This is a genomic window from Pseudomonas sp. DP-17, from assembly GCF_022380625.1.
Taxonomy (GTDB): Bacteria; Pseudomonadota; Gammaproteobacteria; order Pseudomonadales; family Pseudomonadaceae; genus Pseudomonas; species Pseudomonas nitroreducens_A.
Genome location: NZ_JAKSXG010000017.1, coordinates 45,776 through 64,301, shown reverse-complemented (window position 1 = coordinate 64,301; position 18,526 = coordinate 45,776). Strand labels below are relative to the sequence as shown.

Sequence of the window (18,526 nt, the reverse complement as noted above, 5' to 3'; positions counted from 1 at the left end):
TGGCGCGATGCGGACCGATCGCGGACGGAGTCCGCTCCCACGCAGGTTTGGCATCGGCGCCGGCATCTGACCGCGAGCGGTCAGATGTCCTGCGTTAGTCCGTATGGTTTTCCTTATAGGCTTTCAGGGCATTCAGACGCTCGCGCTTGAGCGCTTCGCCCAGCTCGGCGCCCTTGTATCCCTTCTCCAGCAGCGGCTGCACCGCGACCTCGCGGGCGGCCTGCGCTGCGCCGCGCAGATAATCGGCCTGAGGATAAGCACGATCCTCCAGCCCGTGCCGGCCACGGGCGTCCATTTCGCTGGCGGCAAGGAACTCCTCGAAGCGTTGCGGCCGGCGGTAGACGTCGAAGGACTGCAGCAGCTCCAGGAGGGTGTTCGGTCGCAGTTCCAACGCGCGGTGGCAGTGGGTGTGGTACTCGCCCACCAGGCGCGCCAGCTCCTGGCAATCCCGCGGGACCTTGAAGCGTGCGTTGATCGCATCGATCAGCGGGAGGCCCAGATGTTCGTGGGCATGGTGCTTGGGCCATTCTTGCTCGCGGGTCTCGCCCTTGCCGACGTCGTGCACCAGGCAGGCCCAGCGCACGCTCAACGGCTGCTCGTACTTCGCACACTCACGCAATACGGCCAGTACGTGCTCTCCGGTATCCACTTCCGGGTGGTGCTGCGGCGGTTGCGGCACGCCGAACAGTGCGTCGACTTCCGGCATCAGCACGGCCAGGGCGCCACAGTCGCGCAGCACCTGGATGAACACGTCGGGGCGGGTTTCCATCAGGGCGCGGGAGATTTCCTTCCAGCTGCGTTCGGCGGTCAGCGCTTGCAGCTCGCCCGACTCGGACAGCTCGCGCATCAGCGCCAGGGTTTCCGGGGCCACGGAAAAGCCCAGCGGGGCGTAGCGCGCGGCAAAGCGAGCGACGCGCAGCACGCGTAGCGGGTCTTCAGCGAAGGCTGGCGAGACGTGGCGCAGCAGGCGGGCTTCGAGGTCTTGCTGGCCGTGGTAGGGGTCGACCACCTGGCCGTCGTTGTCCTCGGCCATGGCGTTGATGGTCAGGTCGCGGCGGATCAGGTCTTCTTCCAGGGTGACGTCGGGGCTGGCGTGGAAGGTGAAGCCGCCGTAGCCGCGTCCGCTTTTGCGTTCGGTGCGGGCGAGGGCGTATTCCTCGCCGGTCTTGGGGTGGAGGAATACCGGGAAGTCGGCGCCGACCGGGCGGTAGCCCTGGGCGAGCATCTCGTCGGCGCTGGCACCGACCACCACCCAGTCGGTGTCGCTGAAGGGGATGCCGAGCAGGCGGTCGCGCACGGCGCCGCCTACTTTGTAGATCTGCATGAAGCTGTCTCCTGTTCTGGGGGATAGCTTCGGGGTTTGCGGCGGGTGGGGCAAGCGTAGCGGGAGGTTGAGCAAGTCTGCAGGAGCGGGATTATGGTGCAGCGGCGGGGATTTGCTGGAGCAATGTGCCAATGGCGTCCTGCAGCAAGGCGGCGCTGGAATGCGCGGGGCTCAGACCGGTGCTGACGGTGCCTTCCCACAGGGTCTGTTCCTGCGCGTCGGTCAGGCGCAGGCGCAGGGTGCCGGTTTCATCGCGCAGGCGGTGGATCGCGAGGTAGGGGCCGAGCGGATTCGGCGGCGGCGTGTCGACCTTGAACTCCAGCGGCGCATCCTGCAGTGCCAGCCAGTAATAGACGCGCAGCTGCGGCGTGGCGCTTTCGCGGTAGCCGCGCTCGATCAGGCCCTGGCGCACCTGGGCGTTGATCAGCGGATAACGGCTGCGGTAGGGCAGGGCATCGACGGCGTTTTCCGGTGGCATCAGCTGGAAATCGCGCAGCCCCGCCAGGCGCGCATCGGCGGGATGCGCGACCTGGGCGTGGGGGATAGGGTTGCTGCAGGTCGCGACAGCAAGGCAGAGTAGGAGAATGGCGAACAGTCGCATGGCGGTCTCCAGCGGGGTTGCCGCCATGCTTGTCGCGCCCACTGCGTCGGTCAACCGATCAAATGGGTGGGATGATCAGGTCGAGACGCGGGTAGCCCTCCTCGCTGTCGCGTTCACCCTTTGGGGGCATATGGAAGGTGTTGACGATGTTCTCGCCCTGCAGGGTTTCCAGGTGGATGTCGAAGCCCCACAGGCGGTGCAGGTGCTTGAGCACGTCGTCGGTGGATTCGCCCAGGGGTTTGCGGTCGTGCTGCTGGTGGCGCAGGGTCAGCGAGCGGTCGCCACGGCGGTCCACGTCCCATATCTGGACGTTCGGCTCGCGGTTGCCGAGGTTGTACTGGGCGGCCAGGGTTTCGCGGATCTTGCGGTAGCCGTCATCGTCGTGGATGGCGTCGACCAGCATGTCGTCCTTCTGGTCGTCGTCGAGGATGCTGAACAGCTTGAACTCGCGGATCACCTTGGGCGAGAGGAACTGCAGGACGAAGCTCTCGTCCTTGAAGCTCTTCATGGCGAACTTGATGGTGGCCAGCCAGTCGCTACCGGCGATGTCGGGGAACCAGCGCTTGTCTTCCTCGGTGGGGTTCTCGCAGATGCGGCGGATATCGCGGTACATGGCGAAACCCAGCGCATAGGGGTTGATGCCGCTGTAGTAGGGGCTGTCGAAGCCGGGCTGGTAGACCACGCTGGTGTGGTACTGCAGGAACTCCATCATGAAGCCGTCGCTGACCAGGCCTTCGTCATAGAGGTCGTTGATCAGGGTGTAATGCCAGAAGGTCGCCCAGCCCTCGTTCATGACCTGGGTCTGGCGCTGCGGGTAGAAGTACTGCGCGACCTTGCGCACGATGCGCACCACCTCGCGCTGCCAGGGTTCGAGCAGCGGGGCGTTCTTCTCGATGAAGTAGAGGATGTTTTCCTGCGGCTCGCTCGGGTAGCGGGCCAGGCCCTGCTCCTTGTCCTTGCCGCTTGCCTTGGGGATGGTTCGCCAGAGGTCGTTGACCTGGCGCTGGATCTGCTCCTCGCGCTCCTTCTGGCGCTGCTTCTCTTCCTCCGCGGAGATCGGATAGGGCCGCTTGTAGCGGTCCACGCCGTAGTTCATGAGGGCGTGGCAGGAGTCCAGCAGGTCCTCCACCGCATCGATGCCGTAGCGCTCCTCGCACTTGTTGATGTAGGACTTGGCGAACACCAGGTAGTCGATGATCGAGGTGGCGTCGGTCCAGGTGCGGAACAGGTAGTTGCCCTTGAAGAAGCTGTTGTGCCCGTAGCAGGCGTGGGCGATCACCAGCGCCTGCATGCACTGGGTGTTCTCTTCCATCAGGTAGGCGATGCAGGGATCGGAGTTGATCACGATCTCGTAGGCGAGGCCCATCTGGCCGCGCTTGTAGTTCTTTTCCGTGCTGAGGAAGTGCTTGCCATAGGACCAGTGGTTGTAACCGATGGGCATGCCGACGGAGGCGTAGGCATCCATCATCTGCTCGGCGGTGATCACCTCGATCTGGTTGGGGTAGGTGTCCAGCGCGTAGCGCTCGGCGAGACGGCTGATCTCGCGGTCGTATTGCTGGATCAGCTCGAAGGTCCACTCCGAGCCGGTGGCGATGGGCTGGCGCTTGCTCATGCGACGAGCCTCCTCTGGAACAGCTCGCGGAACACCGGGTAGATGTCCGAGGCGGAGACGATCTGCTGCTGGGAAAAACTGTCCTCGAAGGTTTCGCGGATCTTGTCGTACTCGAACCACAGCGCCTGGTGTTCGCGGGGGGTGATCTCGACGTAGGTGTAGTACTGGACGAACGGCATGATCTGCTTCATCAGGATGTCGCGGCAGACCGGCGAGTCGTCGTTCCAGTTGTCGCCGTCCGACGCCTGGGCGGCATAGATGTTCCATTCATTGGTGGGATAGCGCTCGACCATCACCTCCTGCATCAGTTTCAGGGCGCTGGAGACGATGGTCCCGCCGGTCTCGCGGGAATAGAAGAACTCTTCCTCGTCCACTTCGCGGGCGCTGGTGTGGTGGCGGATGAACACCACCTCGATCTTCTCGTAGTTCCGCTTGAGGAACAGGTAGAGAAGGATGAAGAAGCGTTTGGCGATGTCCTTGGTGGCCTGGGTCATGGAGCCGGATACGTCCATCAGGCAGAACATCACGGCCTTCGAAGTCGGGTTGGGCTGCTTCACCAGCAGGTTGTACTTGAGGTCGAAGGTGTCGAGGAACGGTACCTTGTCGATGCGCGCGCGCATGGCGGCGATCTTCTGTTCCAGTTCCTGAATGTCGCCGAGGTTGTCCGGTTCCTCGCGCTTCAGGCGATCCAGCTCCGCCAACGCCGCGCGCAACTTGCCGCGGGTAGAGCCGGACAGGGCGATGCGCCGCGCATGAGCCGAGCGCAGGGTGCGCACGATGTTGATGCGCGAGGGGTTGCCCTCGTTGCTGATGCCGGCGCGCACGGTCTTGAAGGTATCGCTGCCGGTGAGGTGGCGCTTGACCAGGTTCGGCAGTTCCAGGTCCTCGAACATGAAGTCGAGGAATTCCTCCTGGGTGATCTGGAAGACGAAATCGTCCATCCCGTCGCCCTGGTTGCTCGCCTTGCCGGCGCCGCGGCCACCGCCGCCGCCCTGGGGGCGCGGGATATGCTCGCCGGTGGTGAATTCCTTGTTGCCGGGGTGGATTACCGTCTGGCGGCCGCCACGGCCATGGTGCAGGACCGGCTCGTCGATATCGCGGCCAGGAATACTGATCTGCTCACCGTGTTCCATGTCGGTGATGGAGCGGCGGCTGACGGCCTCTTCGACGGCCTTCTTGATGTGCTCACGGTAACGCCGCAGGAAGCGCTGGCGGTTCACCGTGCTCTTGTTCTTGCCGTTCAGACGCCGGTCGATGACGTAGCTCATGAATGCTCCTCAGGGCCTGCTGCGCAGCGGCGTGGAGCCGCCACGGACAGGTCCGAATGCGACGGCGACCGGCGCGGCGGAATACCGCCGCGCCGATGGCAGACTACTGCGACTTGCGAACCCGCAGATACCATTCCGACAGCAGGCGCACCTGCTTCTCGGTGTAGCCGCGCTCGACCATGCGTTTGACGAAGTCGTTGTGCTTCTGCTGATCCTCCTTGCTTGCCTTGGCGTTGAAGCTGATGACCGGCAACAGGTCCTCGGTGTTGGAGAACATTTTCTTCTCGATCACTACGCGCAGCTTCTCGTACGACAGCCAGCTGGGGTTCTTGCCGTTGTTGCCGGCGCGGGCACGCAGCACGAAGTTGACGATCTCGTTGCGGAAATCCTTCGGGTTGCTGATGCCGGCTGGCTTCTCGATCTTCTCCAGTTCTTCGTTGAGTGCGGCGCGGTTGAGGATTTCGCCGGTTTCCGGGTCGCGATATTCCTGGTCCTGGATCCAGAAGTCGGCGTACAGCACGTAGCGGTCGAAAATGTTCTGGCCGTACTCGCTGTAGGACTCCAGGTACGCGGTCTGGATTTCCTTGCCGATGAACTCGACGTAGCGCGGTGCCAGGTACTCCTTCAGGAAGCGCAGGTAGCGCTCGCGGGTTTCCGGCGGGAACTGCTCCTGCTCGATCTGCTGCTCCAGCACATAGAGCAGGTGTACCGGGTTGGCGGCGACTTCATGCGGGTCGAAGTTGAACACCTTGGAGAGGATCTTGAAGGCGAAGCGGGTGGAAAGCCCGGACATGCCTTCGTCCACGCCGGCGGTGTCGCGGTACTCCTGGATCGACTTGGCCTTGGGGTCGGTGTCCTTGAGGTTTTCGCCGTCGTAGACCCGCATCTTCGAATAGATGTTGGAGTTTTCCGGCTCTTTCAGGCGCGACAGCACGGAGAACTGCGAGAGCATCTTCAGGGTGTCCGGCGCGCAATGGGCGTGCGCCAGGGAGCTGTTGATCAGCAGCTTGTCATAGATCTTGATCTCGTCGGAGACGCGCAGGCAGTACGGCACCTTGACGATGTAGATCCGGTCGATGAAGGCCTCGTTGTTCTTGTTGTTGCGGAAGCTGTGCCATTCCGATTCGTTGGAGTGGGCAAGAATGATGCCGCTGTAAGGTAGCGAACCGAGACCTTCGGTGCTGTTGTAGTTGCCTTCCTGGGTCGCGGTGAGCAAGGGGTGCAGGACCTTGATCGGCGCCTTGAACATCTCGACGAATTCCATCAGGCCCTGGTTGGCCCGGCACAGAGCGCCCGAGTAGCTGTAGGCGTCGGCGTCGTTCTGCGGGAACTCTTCCAGCTTGCGGATATCCACCTTGCCGACCAGGGCGGAGATGTCCTGGTTGTTCTCGTCCCCCGGCTCGGTCTTGGCGATGGCGATCTGGTTGAGGATCGAGGGATGCAGCTTGACCACGCGGAACTGGCTGATGTCGCCACCGAACTCGTTGAGGCGCTTGGTCGCCCAGGGCGACATCACCGAGCGCAGGTAACGCCGCGGGATGCCGTAGTCCTCTTCGAGGATGGCGCCGTCTTCGTCCGGGTTGAACAGCCCCAGGGGCGATTCGAACACCGGCGAGCCCTTGATGGCATAAAAGGGCACGTGCTCCATCAGTTGCTTGAGCTTTTCGGCAAGGGAGGATTTACCGCCGCCGACCGGGCCGAGCAGGTAAAGGATCTGTTTCTTCTCTTCCAGACCTTGGGCGGCGTGGCGGAAGAAGGAGACGATCTGGTCGATGCACTCTTCCATGCCATGGAAGTCGGCAAAGGCCGGGTAGCGGCGGATCACCTTGTTGGAGAAGATCCGCGACAGGCGGGAATCGACGGATGTGTCGAGTAGTTCAGGCTCGCCGATGGCCATCAGCATCCGCTCGGCGGCGGTGGCGTAGGCAATCTTGTCCTGCTTGCAGATGTCCAGGTACTCCTGGAGGGAGTATTCCTCTTGGCGGGTCGCTTCGAAGCGTTCCTGGAAGTGACTGAAAATGCTCATGACGTCTCCTCGCTCGATGCATGGAGCCGGCGCCGGATCGGTCTGTGCGGGTGCGGTCGGGCTGCCAGCGCTGCCGGCGAGAATCCCCCAGAACTCCAACGGAACCTGGCCTCTGCCCTGATCCGCCCCCAATGGTCACTGCCGATTAGCCGGAAGCCGGTGTGCCGGCTCTCCCTTTTTTGGATGGCCTGAGGGAAAGGATAGTTCGTTCTTTGATGTGTAAAGGACGAAAGAGCGAGAAGTTACAGATTTTTTGAAGGGGCTATTCCGCCCCTTTCGTAGGGGCTTTCAGTCAGCTTCGCCAGTGCTGGTATGCGCGGGATAGACGCTGCGCCACAGTTCGAAGCCGCCGTCGAGGCTGTAGACTTCTGAGAAACCCTGCTGGATGAAATAGGCCGCCGCGCTCTGGCTGGAGTTGCCGTGGTAGCAGACCACGACCAGCGGTGCGTCCATGTCGGATTCGCGGATGAAATCGGCCACCGAGTGGTTGTCGATATGTCGGGAGCCGCTGATGTGGCCCGACGCATAGCTTTGCGGGTCGCGGATGTCGACGACCTGGGCGCCGCTTTCGCGCAGTTGCTGGGCCTGGTCGGGGGCGATGCGCTTGAAGTCGCTCATGGGGTTACCTCGCAAGGCGCGGAGCCTTCGGCCCCGCTGCATTCATTCTGGTTTATCGGCGCAGCTGCAGTGGATGCGCTCGAGGGTATCGACGTTCATCAGCGTCATGCTGCCGCCCCACACACAGCCGGTGTCGAGGGCGAACAGGCCGGGGACGTCGCACTGGCCTTCCAGTGCAGCCCAGTGGCCGAAGATGATCTTGCGCCCGGCTGCCTTGCGCTGGGCATAGCTGAACCAGGGCGCGTAGCCGGGCGGCGCGGTGTCCAGGCCTTCCTTGGATTTCAGGTCGAGCTTGCCGTCGGGCGTGCAGAAGCGCATGCGCGTGAAGTAGTTGGTGATCACCCGCAGGCGTCCGATGCCGTGCAGCTTCTTGTCCCACTTGGCGGGCTCGTTGCCATACATGCCGTCGAGGAACATCGGCAGCTGGGTGTCGTCGCGCAGGGCCTTCTCGACCTCGGCGGCGCGCAGCAGCGCCTTCTCGATGGTCCATTGCGGCGGAATGCCGGCATGCACCAGGGTGATGTCGCGCTGCGAATCGTGGTGGATCAATGGCATCTGCCGCAGCCATTCGATCAACTGCGGGCAGTCCGGCGCCTCGACGATCTCACGCAGGGTGTCATTCTTCTTCAGGCGCTCGGCGTTGTAAGCCACGGCGATCAGGTGCAGGTCGTGGTTGCCGAGCACGCAGACCAGCGAATCGCGCATGGCATAAAGGAAACGCAGGGTCTCCAGCGACGCCGGGCCGCGGTTGACCAGGTCGCCGACCAGCCAGAGCTTGTCCTGGACAGGGTCGAACTTTACCTGCTCCAGCAAGCACTTGAGCGGTTCCAGGCAGCCCTGCAGGTCGCCGACGGCGTAGGTGGCCATCAGTGCAGCGCGCCCGGTACGGCAAGGCGGAACGCCGGTATCTCGGCGTCGAAGTGGTGGCCGTCGGTGGCGACCATCTGGTAGCTGCCGTGCATGCTGCCTACCTTGGTCGCCATCACGGTGCCGCTGGTGTAGGTGTGGCTGGCGCCCGGTTCGATCAGCGGCTTCTCGCCGACGACGCCGGCGCCGCGCACTTCCTGCACGTGGCCGTCACCATCGGTGATGATCCAGTGGCGCGTCAGCAGCTTGGCGGCCAGCTCGCCGTGGTTGTGGAGGGTCACGGTGTAGGCGAACACGTAGCGCTGCTGCTCTGGCTGGGACTGCTCGGGCAGGTGGCGGGTGGTGACGCTGACGCTGACCTGATAGCGCGGATCGCTCATGCGGACGGCTCTTGTTCGGCTTCCGGGTGGGTGTCGCTGTAGCGGTTGGCCAGGCTCACGAAGTCGGCGACGCTCAGCTGTTCGGGGCGCAGGGTCGGATCGACTCCGGCGGCTTCGATGTCCTCGACGCTCATCAGCGTACGCAGGGTGTTGCGCAGCGTCTTGCGGCGCTGGTTGAAGGCTTCGCGGACGATACGTTCCAGCACGCGATGATCCTTGGCCGGATGTGGCGGTTCGGCGTAGGGCACCAGGCGCACAATGGCCGATTCGACCTTCGGCGGCGGGTTGAACGCGCCGGGGCCAACGGTGAACAGGTAATCCACGCGGCAGAAGTACTGCACCATGATCGACAGGCGGCCCCAGTCGCCGTTGCCCGGCTCGGCTGCCAGACGCTCCACCACTTCCTTCTGCAGCATGAAGTGCATGTCCTGGATCAGCGAGGCGTGGTCCAGGAGGTGGAAGATCAGCGGGGTGGAGATGTTGTAGGGTAGGTTGCCGACGACGCGCAGCTTGTCCTCGGGGGTGGCGACGAGGCTGGAGAAGTCGAACTTCATGGCATCGCCCTGGTGCAGGCTGAAGTTGGGCTTCAGGCCGAAGCGATACTTCAGTTGGGGAATCAGGTCGAGGTCGAGTTCGATCACGTCGAGCTTCGCGTTGCTGTCCACCAGGCCTTCGGTCAGGGCGCCCTGGCCCGGGCCGATTTCCAGCAGGTGCTGGCCTTCCTTGGCGGCGATGGCGCGCAGGATCTTGTGAATCACCCCGGCGTCATGCAGGAAGTTCTGCCCAAAGCGTTTACGGGCGCGGTGCTGGAAGAGTTCGGACATCGAAGGCTCCGGAGAGCAGCCGGGCGCTGCTGGCGGCCGGCTGGAGGCGGAAAAACCATCAGTTTACCAGCCCGGCGCGGCCAGCACGAAACGCTGGCCGAACGGAGTGCCCGGGATCAGCGCGCACCGGCGCCGGCTTCGGCCATCTGGTAGGCCGTTTCCAGGGCGACCTGCAGGCTGCCGCTGTCGATCCGAGCCGTGCCGGCCAGATCCAGCGCGGTGCCGTGATCCACCGAAGTGCGGATGATCGGCAGGCCCAGCGTCACGTTCACCGCCGCGCCGAAACCCTTGTACTTGAGCACCGGCAGACCCTGGTCGTGGTACATCGCCAGCACGGCGTCGCAGTGCTCCAGGTGCTTGGGGGTGAACAGTGTATCGGCCGGCAGCGGGCCGATCAGTTGCATGCCCTCGGTGCGCAGGCGCTCCAGGGTGGGTTCGATGATGTCGATTTCCTCGCTGCCCAGGTGGCCGCCTTCGCCGGCATGGGGGTTCAGGCCGCAGACCAGGATGCGCGGGGTGGCGATGCCGAACTTGTCGCGCAGGTCGGCATGCAGGATGCGGGTGACACGCTCCAGGCGATTGGCTGTGATGGCGTCGGCGATCTGTCGCAACGGCAGGTGGGTGGTTACCAGCGCCACACGCAGGCCGCGGGTGGCGAGCATCATCACCACCTGGGCGGTATGGGTGAGGTCGGCGAGGAATTCGGTGTGGCCGGAGAAGGCGATGCCGGCTTCGTTGATCACGCCCTTGTGTACCGGGGCGGTGATCATTCCGGCGAAGTGCCCATCCAGGCAGCCCTGGCCGGCACGGGTCAGGGTCTCCAGCACATAGGCGGCATTGGCCGGGTTCAGCTTGCCCGGCTCGACGGGGGCTGCCAGCGGGGTGTCCCAGACATACAGGGTGCCGGCCGGTGCGGCGGCGCGGGGCCACTGGCCGGGGCGGACGTCCTGCAGGTCGATGTTCAGCCCCAGCAAAGCGGCGCGCTGTTCCAGCAGCTCACGGCTGGCAATGGCGACCAGCGGGTGCGGCTGCGCTTCTCGGGCCAGCAACAGGCAGAGGTCGGGGCCGATGCCGGCGGGCTCGCCAGGGGTGAGGGCGAAAAGGTGGGAAGTGCTCATCGGGGATTCTCGAATCGGGATTTGCAGCGGAGGGCTCTACTCTACGACGAAGCCCTTGTTCTTCGAAGCTTTCGGCGGGCAAAAAGAAACCCGGCCAAGGCCGGGTTTCTTCTGGAGCGTCTGGCGCTGCTTACTGCTTGATCTCGACGTAGGCTTCGTCGCGGATCTGGCGCAGCCAGGCCTGCAGTTCCTCGTCGTACTTGCGTGCGCGGAGGGTCTGGGCGGCTTGTTGTTCGCGGAACTTGTCGCTGCTGTCGGTGGCGCGACGGCCAAGGACTTCCAGCACGTGCCAGCCGAACGGCGAGCGGAAGGGCTTGGTGACCTGGCCTTGCGGCGCATTGTTCATCACCTCGCGGAATTCCGGTACCAGGGATTCCGGGTCGACCCAGTTGAGGTCGCCACCGTTGAGCTTGGAGCCTGGGTCTTCGGAATACTTCTTCGCCAGATCGCCGAAGCTTTCGCCAGCCTGGATGCGCTCGTAGAGCTTCTCGGCCAGGCGCTGGGTCTCTTCTTCGCTACGAATTTCGCTGGGCTTGAGCAGGATGTGGCGGACGTGGACTTCGTCACGCAGCATCTTGCTGCCACCGCGCTTCTCTTCCAGCTTGAGGATGATGAAGCCACCGGGGCCACGCAGGGGCTCGGTGACGTCGCCCACAGCGAGGCTGCCGACCATGGTGTCGAACGGGGAGGGCAGCTGGGCGGCCTTGCGCCAGCCGATCTCACCGCCCTCCAGGGCGTTGTCGCCGGCGGAACGGGCGACGGCCATCTGGTTGAAGTCGGCGCCCTGCTTGAGCTGCTGGTACATCTCGGCAGCTTGACGGGCAGCGGCCTGGACGGTTTCAGGCGAAGCGCTGTCCGGAACCGGGATCACGATATTGGCCAGGCGATACTCTTCCGAGAGCTGGATCTTGCCCAGGTCCGAAGCCAGGAAGTTCTGCACTTCCTGCTCGCTGACCTGGATGCGCTCGGCCACGCGGCGCTGGCGCACACGGCTGATGATCATCTCGCGGCGCACCTGCTCGCGGGCCTCGTCATACGACAGGCCGTCGTGGGCGAGGGCGGCGCGGAACTGATCCAGGCTCATGTTGTTGCGCTGGGCAATGGTGCCCATGGCCTGGTTCAGCTCTTCGTCGGTGATGCGCACGCCGGAGCGGTCGCCGATCTGCAGCTGGATGTTCTCGATGATCAGACGCTCGAGCACCTGCTGGGTCAGCACGTGCTCGGGCGGCAGCGGCGCGCCGCGCTTCTGGATGGTTGCACGGACTTCGCGCAGGCGCTGGTCCAACTGGCTCTGCATCACCACGTCGTTATCGACGATGGCGACCACACGGTCCAGCGGAACCACTTCGGCGTGCACGACGGAACTTGCCAACAGCGCGCCCAGCATCAGCGGGCGCAGGGCCTTACATAGCATTGTCTTCACGTTGACGATAACCCTGGATACCTTGGTCGAGGAAGCCTTCCACCTGGTTGCCAACCACGCCGCCAAGGCCTTTCAAGATGATTTGAAGGAATACACCGCGGTCGGCCTTGGACGTGGAGGTCACGAATTCCTCGTCGTCGTAGTCGACCCAGTAGCGATTGATCAGGCGCAGCTTCCAGCAGCAGCTGTCGTACTCGAAGCCACCGAATGCTTCCAGCGTGCGGCTCTGGTTGTAGTCGAACTGCCAGCGGCCGATGGCGGCCCACTGCGGCAGAACCGGCCAGATGAACGAGAAGTCGTGCTGTTCGATCTTGTACTCGTCGCTGCCGTACTCGAACTGGCCGGTGTTGGGGTTGAAGCGCTTGCTGTCCGCACGGTAGCGGTAGCCGGCGTTCAGCACCTTGCGAGGATCGGCTTCGGGCTGATAGTGGAACATCAGGTTGCCGTTGTCGGTGTGGTGCGTGTTCGGGTTCCAGTTGAAGTCCGAGCTGGCGTACCAGTCGTGGTTGAAGCGGTAGATACCGGTGAGCGCGTAGGGCGAGCGCCAGGTGTCTGCGTCCGGGTTTTTCTTGCCGCTGGCAGCCAGATCGTTCTCGGTCAGGCCAGGCAGTTGTACCCGGCGATCGCTGAAGTAGTAGATCTGGCCGGCAGCGATGTAGGCGCGCTCAAAGCCGTCGTCCTCGATGAAGCGCGAACCCAGGCCGAGGGACAGCTGGTTGGCGTCGCCGATGCGGTCACGACCGGTGAAGCGGTTCTCACGCCACAGCGAGTCGTAGCTGAAGGTGAACTCGCCGGTATCGAAGGTCGGCAGGTTGTCCTGGTCCTTGTACGGGACGTACAGGTACATCGCGCGCGGTTCCAGGGTCTGACGGAACTTGGTGCCAGCGAAGGTGGTGTCGCGGTCGAAGTACAGGCCGGAATCCAGCTTGGCGAGGCCGAGGGAGCGGTCCGGACTGCTGTCGTAGTCGATGTATGACGGCAGCGTAGCCTTGCCTTTGCCGTCCAGGTCCAGGTCGTACTTGGTGTACAGCGCCTTGACGGTCGGGGTCATGAAGCCCCAGCTGCGGTTCATGGGCAGGCTGATGCCCGGCTCGGCGTGGAAGCGATCGCCGGTTGCGCGTGCCAGGCCCAGAATGTTGTTGTCCGGGCGCGGGTAGCGGGTCGGATCGTTCACATCGATGCGGTAGTAGCCTTCATCCAGGTCGCGGTCGAAGCGCACGGCTTCGGTGCTGTAGGTGAAGTCCAGGCCGCCCGGGTTGAACGGCAGCTTGCCGTCCAGGGTGAGCTGCGGCAGACGGTCGTAAGGGGTGACGTCGGTCACGGTCGCCAGCTGGTAGGACTGCGCGTTCAGTTTGGCGGTGTAGCTGTCGCCGCGGTAAGTCAGGATGCCTTGCTGGTTGACATAGGTCGGCGAGCCGATGCCCAGCGAGGTGTCAAGGTCCTGGAAGTAGTACGGGTCGCTGATACGCGTGTAGTCAACCTGCGCCATCAGGCGCTCATCCAGGCCGCTGACGTTCTTCCAGCCGTACAGCCAACGGGTGTCGGTGTACTGCGGGAAGTCCTCGCGATCGTCGTTCTTGTCGTTCAGGTAGGCCGCTGTGACCTGGCCTTCGCTGCTGTGGGTCAGGTAACGGAACTCGCCCTCCATCAGCAGGCCGCGCTTGACCATGTAGTGCGGGTACAACGTGGCGTCGTAGTTGGGCGCCAGGTTGAAGTAGTACGGCGTGGTCAGTGTGAAGCCGGTGTCGGTCGAGCTGGCGAAGGAAGGCGCCAGGAAGCCGGATTGACGACGGTTGTCGATCGGGAAATAGATGTACGGGGTGTAGAAGACCGGAATGTCCTTCACCCGCAGGGTCGCGTTGGTCGCGGTGCCGAAGCCGGTGGCCGGATTCAGCTTGATGTTGTTGCCCTTGACGACCCAGGCGTTGCTGCCGGGTTCGCAGCGGGTGTAGGTGCCGTCCTTGAGCTGGATGATCGCGTTTTCCTGGCGCTTGGCATACAGCGCGCTGCCGCGGATCTGCGCCTGGTGCATGACGTACTCGGCGTTGTCGATCTTCGCCTCGCCATTGTCCAGTTGCAGCTCGGCGTGGTCGCCGACGATCAGCGCGCCGTTGTCGCGCAGCTTGACGTTGCCGACCAGCTCGCCGCGGTTCTCGGCCTGGTGCAGGTTGGCCTCGTCTGCTTCCACCTGCATGCTGCCCTGGCGCAGGACCACGTTACCCGCGAGGGTGGCGACCTGCTTTTCCTGCTCGTAGCGGGAAACCTTCGCCGAGACGTAGGTCGGGGCCTCGTCGTTCGGCGTCTTGTCGTTCATGCCCGGGCGGATCGGTTCGACGTATTCGCCGCCGCAGTACGGGCCCATTTCCGCCTGCTGGGCAGGGGTGAGCTTGTCGCGCGGGATCCAGTCGAGGTGGCTGTAGTCGCTGCTGCGCGACTTCAGGCCGCGGCCGCCGGACTCGGTGACCAGTTGTTTCGGCTCTTCGCCGGCGCTGCTCGAGCCGCTCGAGGACTTCGAGCCGCTGGCAACGGCCGCGCCACCGGCGCTGACCGAGCTTGCGCCGTGCTGCGGGCGCGGTACGCTGCTGGCGCTGCTCTGCGAGGAGCAGTCCCAGGCGCCGGACGCGGAGGGCTGGCAGGCGAACTGCTCACCGGGTGCCGCGGTCACAGAGGCGAGCGGCTGCATAGCCAGCAGGCCACCGGTCACCAGTAAGGGGAATTTTCTACGGAACACGGGGAAATTCACTGCCATCTTGTTAATCCGGGCTTCCTGCGAGCCATCGGCCCAAAGCGGACCGCACGCCTCTCGATGGGCTCAAAAAGATGCTGGATAATAAAGCATGACCCGCGCAACGGCTAGGGCCGTGGAGAACCCATAAAGATGTCACAGGATGCCCGTTACCAGCAGATGATCGGCTGGTTGGACTTGAGTTTGCCCGCAGTGTTCACCGCCCAGGGCTGGGGCCCGGTGCCCGAGGCCAGCTTCACCGCGGCCAGCAGCGATGCCAGTTTCCGCCGGTATTTCCGCTGGCAGGGGGAAGGCCGCAGCCTGATCGTGATGGACGCCCCGCCCCCCCAGGAGAACGTCCGACCCTTCATCAAGGTCGCCGGCCTGCTGGCCGAGGCCGGCGTGCATGTGCCGAAGATTCTCGCCCAGGACGTGGAGCAGGGCTTCCTGCTGCTCGATGATCTGGGGCGCCAGACCTACCTGGATGTGCTCACCGCGCAGAACGCCGAGGACCTGTTCGAGAATGCCCTCGACGCCCTGGTGGCCTTCCAGCAGGTCGATGTCGCCGAGCGCTTGCCGGCCTACGACGAGGCCCTGCTGCGCCGCGAGCTGCAACTGTTCCCCGACTGGTACCTGCAGCGCCACCTCGGCGTGACCCTCGAAGGCGAGCAACTCGCCCGCTGGGAGCGCACCTGCGATCTTCTGGTGCAAAGCGCCCTCGAGCAGCCACGCGTGTTCGTGCACCGCGACTACATGCCGCGCAACCTGATGCTCAGCGAGCCGAACCCCGGCATCCTGGATTTCCAGGATGCGGTCTACGGTCCGGTGACCTACGACGTGACCTGCCTCTATAAGGATGCCTTCCTCAGTTGGCCGGAGCCGCGCGTGCACGACGGCCTCTCGCGCTACTGGCGCAAGGCCCGGGCGGCTGGTATTCCCCTGCCGGACAGTTTCGAGTCCTTCCTGCGCGCCAGCGACCTGATGGGCGCCCAGCGCCACCTGAAGGTGATCGGCATCTTCGCGCGCATCTGCCACCGCGACGGCAAGCCGCGCTACCTGGGCGACGTGCCGCGTTTCTTCCGCTACCTGGAAAGCGTGATCGCACGCCGTCCTGAGCTTGCCGACCTCGCCGCATTGCTGGCAGACCTCCCCAAAGACGAGACACACCCCGCATGAAGGCCATGATCCTCGCCGCGGGCAAGGGCGAACGCCTGCGCCCGCTCACCCTGCACACGCCCAAGCCGCTGGTGCGCGCCGGCGGCGTGCCGTTGATCGAGTATCAGCTGCGGGCGCTGCGTTGCGCGGGATTCGACCAGGTGGTGATCAACCACGCCTGGCTCGGTCAGCAGATCGAGGATCACCTGGGCGATGGCTCGGCCTTCGGCGTGAGCATCCGTTACTCGCCCGAGGGCGAACCGCTGGAAACCGGCGGCGGCATTTTCCGGGCGCTGCCGCTGCTGGGCAGCGAGACCTTCGTCGTCGCCAACGGCGACATCTGGACCGACTTCGACTATGCCAGCCTGCACAGCGCGCTGGGCGATGACGATCTCGCGCACCTGGTGCTGGTGGATAACCCCGGTCACCACACTCGCGGCGATTTCTGTCTGAGTGAAGGCCGCGTCAGCGATTACCGCGAGGGCCGGCCGAGCCTGACTTATAGCGGTATCGCCATCCTGCGCCCCGAACTGTTCGAGGATTGTGCGCCCGGCGCCTTCAAGCTGGCGCCACTGCTGCGCCAGGCGATGGAAGCCGGCCGTGTGAGCGGCGTCCATCATCGTGGACGCTGGATCGACGTGGGCACCCACGAGCGTCTGGCTGAAGTCGAACGCCAACTGGCGGAGGGCTGAGGTGTTCTGGCCAGGCACCTTGGTGGGCGTCATCGCCGGCTGGGCGCTGGCGAGTATTCCTGGGGCGATGCTCGGTGCGCTGCTGGGCCAGGTGCTCGACCGGCGCCTGAAGAAGCGCACCTGGCGCGGGCTCTTCGAACAGCTGCGTGGCGGGCCGCAGATCAGCGATCAGGAGCTGCTTTTCCTGCTGCTCGGTCGCCTGGCCAAGAGCCGCGGCCGCGTGGTCGATGCGCACATCCAGCAGGCGCGGGCCGAGATGCAGCGCCTGCAACTGGATGACAGATCGCGTCGACAAGCCATCGATGCCTTCGGCCGCGGCAAGCTGGGCGGCGAGCTCCTGGACGTTGGCCTGCGCCAGCGCCACGGCCGGCAGGCCACTGCGGAAGGCTTGATCCAGGCCTGCTGGCGTATGGCCTGGGCGGGCGGCACGCCGAACGCTGCGCAGAAGAACCTACTGCTGCAGTGGGGTGAATCGCTGGGGCTTTCCCGCACCAGGGTCCTCGCGTTGTCGGCGGGCGCCGAGCCACCCAGGCCGCCGTCCACGCCGCGCGAATCCTATACCGGCGCGCTGCGGCTGCTGGGAGTGACGCCGGAGAGCGAGCCGGAAGAGATCAAGCGTGCCTACCGCAAGCTGATCAGCCAGAACCACCCGGACAAGCTCGAAGGCATGGGGGCAAGCGCCGAGCGCATCGCTGCGGCGACCCAGAAAACCCGCGAGATCCAGGCTGCCTATCTGCTGGTGCGCCAGCGTCGCGGCTTCCGCTGATCAGGGCTGCTCGTTCGGCTCCAGGTGCATCGACAGCCAGCCGCGAATGCGCCGGTAGAGTTGGTCCTGCTCGGTGCCCAGGTCGGCGGGCAGGGCGTTCATGCCGATCTGCACGTAGTTCGGCGCCTTCTGCCGCTTGCTCGCCTGCAGACGCAGCTTGGCGGCTGCCACGTCTGGCGCCTTGTCCTTGTAATAGAAGTCGCCGGTGGCGAGGTTCAGCAGCGGCACGGTCTCGTCCAGCGACGGCTTGAAGTCGCGCGGCATTTCCGGCGCCACCAGCAGCAGGTTCCTGATCTCGGCCGGCGTGCGCTCGCCCAGGTAACGGGTGGCCCAGTAGGCGCCGGTGCCGTGGCCGAGCAGGACGATGGTCCGGGGGTTGTGCTGCTGGGCCAGTTCGACGGCTGCCTGGATGCGCGCGAGCACGCGCTCAGCGTGGGCCTTGCGCAGTTCCACCGGGTCTGTGGGCGGCGGCGGAGCTTCGGGGCTGGCCTGGGCCGGCTCGGCGCTGCCGGTTTCGGCGGTGCTTTCCGGTGTCGGTGTCGCGCTGCCTTCACCGCCCTTCACTTCGGGTTTGCTGGCGCTGTCGGTGGCCGTGGCATCGGTGTCGGCGCTGGCCTTGTCCGGCGACTCCTTCGGGCGCGGGATGGGGGCGGTGCTTTGCGGATCGGGCAGGGTGACGGCCAGGGTCTGCCAGCCGGCGTCGGGCAACTTGCGCCGCAGCGGGCCGATCGCCACTGGCCAGTCGGCGCTTTCGCCATCGCCGGGAATCAGGATCACTGCACCCTCGGCATCGGCGGCGTTGGCCGGCAGCCAGAGGGCGAGGAAGGTTTCGTCGCCGGCCTTGAGTTCCTGGCGCTCGCTTTCGGGCAACTGGCGCACCAGGCCGCTGGCTTCGTCCTGGCTGCGCTCGGTCACTGCGGGGCGCACGGCTGCCGCTGCAGCAGGCTTTTCTTCGACGGCTGCCTTGGTGTCTTCGCCGCTGGCGGCCAGCGGCGAAAGGCCCAGCGAGATGCAGAGGGCTAGAAGTGTCGGGCGAAGCGGGTTTGGCATCGATGGTATCCCTGTCACGGCAGGCGCGGGTGCGGCCAGCCTAGCGGCTTGTCCTAGCTTTGTCAGGCGCATGGCTG

General features: G+C 64.7%; 16 protein-coding genes. 3 read left to right on the top strand and 13 right to left on the bottom strand.

Annotated features, from left to right (window positions below):
• Positions 1-94: 94 nt before the first annotated feature.
• The 12 genes from MJ122_RS26470 to MJ122_RS26415 form a co-directional block, all read right to left on the bottom strand.
• A complete protein-coding gene (locus tag MJ122_RS26470; protein ID WP_239746720.1) occupies positions 95-1,324 on the bottom strand; it encodes a multifunctional CCA addition/repair protein in 1,230 nt (409 codons plus the stop codon).
• Positions 1,325-1,415: 91 nt separating this feature from the next.
• Positions 1,416-1,925 carry a DUF4136 domain-containing protein gene (locus MJ122_RS26465; protein WP_088420315.1) on the bottom strand — a complete coding sequence of 170 codons (510 nt, stop codon included), beginning with the start codon at positions 1,923-1,925 and terminating at the stop codon, positions 1,416-1,418.
• 58 nt (positions 1,926-1,983) lie between these two features.
• A complete protein-coding gene (locus MJ122_RS26460) occupies positions 1,984-3,537 on the bottom strand; it encodes a SpoVR family protein (RefSeq protein ID WP_017517291.1) in 1,554 nt (517 codons plus the stop codon).
• Positions 3,534-4,805 carry a YeaH/YhbH family protein gene (locus MJ122_RS26455; RefSeq protein WP_088420317.1) on the bottom strand — a complete coding sequence of 424 codons (1,272 nt, stop codon included), beginning with the start codon at positions 4,803-4,805 and terminating at the stop codon, positions 3,534-3,536. The genes MJ122_RS26460 and MJ122_RS26455 overlap by 4 nt, the downstream gene beginning before the upstream one ends.
• A 103-nt stretch (positions 4,806-4,908) precedes the next feature.
• The gene (locus MJ122_RS26450; RefSeq protein WP_017517293.1) at positions 4,909-6,831 is read right to left on the bottom strand and encodes a PrkA family serine protein kinase; all 1,923 of its coding nucleotides are present in this window, start codon (positions 6,829-6,831) and stop codon (positions 4,909-4,911) included.
• A 288-nt stretch (positions 6,832-7,119) separates the two neighbouring features.
• Positions 7,120-7,449 carry a thiosulfate sulfurtransferase GlpE gene (glpE, locus tag MJ122_RS26445; protein WP_017517294.1) on the bottom strand — a complete coding sequence of 110 codons (330 nt, stop codon included), beginning with the start codon at positions 7,447-7,449 and terminating at the stop codon, positions 7,120-7,122.
• 42 nt (positions 7,450-7,491) lie between these two features.
• Positions 7,492-8,316 (bottom strand): symmetrical bis(5'-nucleosyl)-tetraphosphatase, encoded by an 825-nt coding sequence (locus MJ122_RS26440; protein WP_239746718.1) that lies wholly within the window; start codon positions 8,314-8,316, stop codon positions 7,492-7,494.
• On the bottom strand, positions 8,316-8,696 hold the full coding sequence (apaG, locus tag MJ122_RS26435) for a Co2+/Mg2+ efflux protein ApaG (protein ID WP_017517296.1): 381 nt from the start codon (positions 8,694-8,696) through the stop codon (positions 8,316-8,318). The genes MJ122_RS26440 and apaG overlap by 1 nt, the downstream gene beginning before the upstream one ends.
• The gene (gene rsmA / locus MJ122_RS26430) at positions 8,693-9,520 is read right to left on the bottom strand and encodes a 16S rRNA (adenine(1518)-N(6)/adenine(1519)-N(6))-dimethyltransferase RsmA (RefSeq protein ID WP_239746716.1); all 828 of its coding nucleotides are present in this window, start codon (positions 9,518-9,520) and stop codon (positions 8,693-8,695) included. The genes apaG and rsmA overlap by 4 nt, the downstream gene beginning before the upstream one ends.
• 116 nt (positions 9,521-9,636) lie before the next feature.
• On the bottom strand, positions 9,637-10,638 hold the full coding sequence (pdxA, locus tag MJ122_RS26425; protein WP_239746714.1) for a 4-hydroxythreonine-4-phosphate dehydrogenase PdxA: 1,002 nt from the start codon (positions 10,636-10,638) through the stop codon (positions 9,637-9,639).
• Between the two features lie 130 nt (positions 10,639-10,768).
• A complete protein-coding gene (locus MJ122_RS26420) occupies positions 10,769-12,061 on the bottom strand; it encodes a peptidylprolyl isomerase (RefSeq protein ID WP_239746712.1) in 1,293 nt (430 codons plus the stop codon).
• Complete coding sequence (locus tag MJ122_RS26415; protein WP_088420327.1) at positions 12,042-14,810, bottom strand: LPS-assembly protein LptD; 2,769 nt, start codon at positions 14,808-14,810, stop codon at positions 12,042-12,044. The genes MJ122_RS26420 and MJ122_RS26415 overlap by 20 nt, the downstream gene beginning before the upstream one ends.
• Positions 14,811-14,939: 129 nt before the next feature.
• Here MJ122_RS26415 and MJ122_RS26410 point away from each other — a divergent pair, with 129 nt between their 5' ends.
• The 3 genes from MJ122_RS26410 to MJ122_RS26400 are packed head-to-tail and all read left to right on the top strand — an operon-like array spanning position 14,940 to position 17,399.
• Entirely contained in the window at positions 14,940-15,962 is a 1,023-nt protein-coding gene (locus MJ122_RS26410) for a phosphotransferase (RefSeq protein ID WP_239746710.1), read from the top strand.
• Positions 15,959-16,633 (top strand): N-acetylmuramate alpha-1-phosphate uridylyltransferase MurU, encoded by a 675-nt coding sequence (gene murU / locus MJ122_RS26405; protein WP_239746709.1) that lies wholly within the window; start codon positions 15,959-15,961, stop codon positions 16,631-16,633. The genes MJ122_RS26410 and murU overlap by 4 nt, the downstream gene beginning before the upstream one ends.
• Position 16,634: 1 nt before the next feature.
• Positions 16,635-17,399 (top strand): DnaJ domain-containing protein, encoded by a 765-nt coding sequence (locus MJ122_RS26400; protein WP_239746708.1) that lies wholly within the window; start codon positions 16,635-16,637, stop codon positions 17,397-17,399.
• Here the strand turns inward: MJ122_RS26400 and MJ122_RS26395 are convergent, their stop codons facing one another.
• Complete coding sequence (locus MJ122_RS26395; RefSeq protein ID WP_239746707.1) at positions 17,400-18,449, bottom strand: alpha/beta hydrolase family protein; 1,050 nt, start codon at positions 18,447-18,449, stop codon at positions 17,400-17,402.
• Between the last annotated feature and the right edge of the window lie 77 nt (positions 18,450-18,526).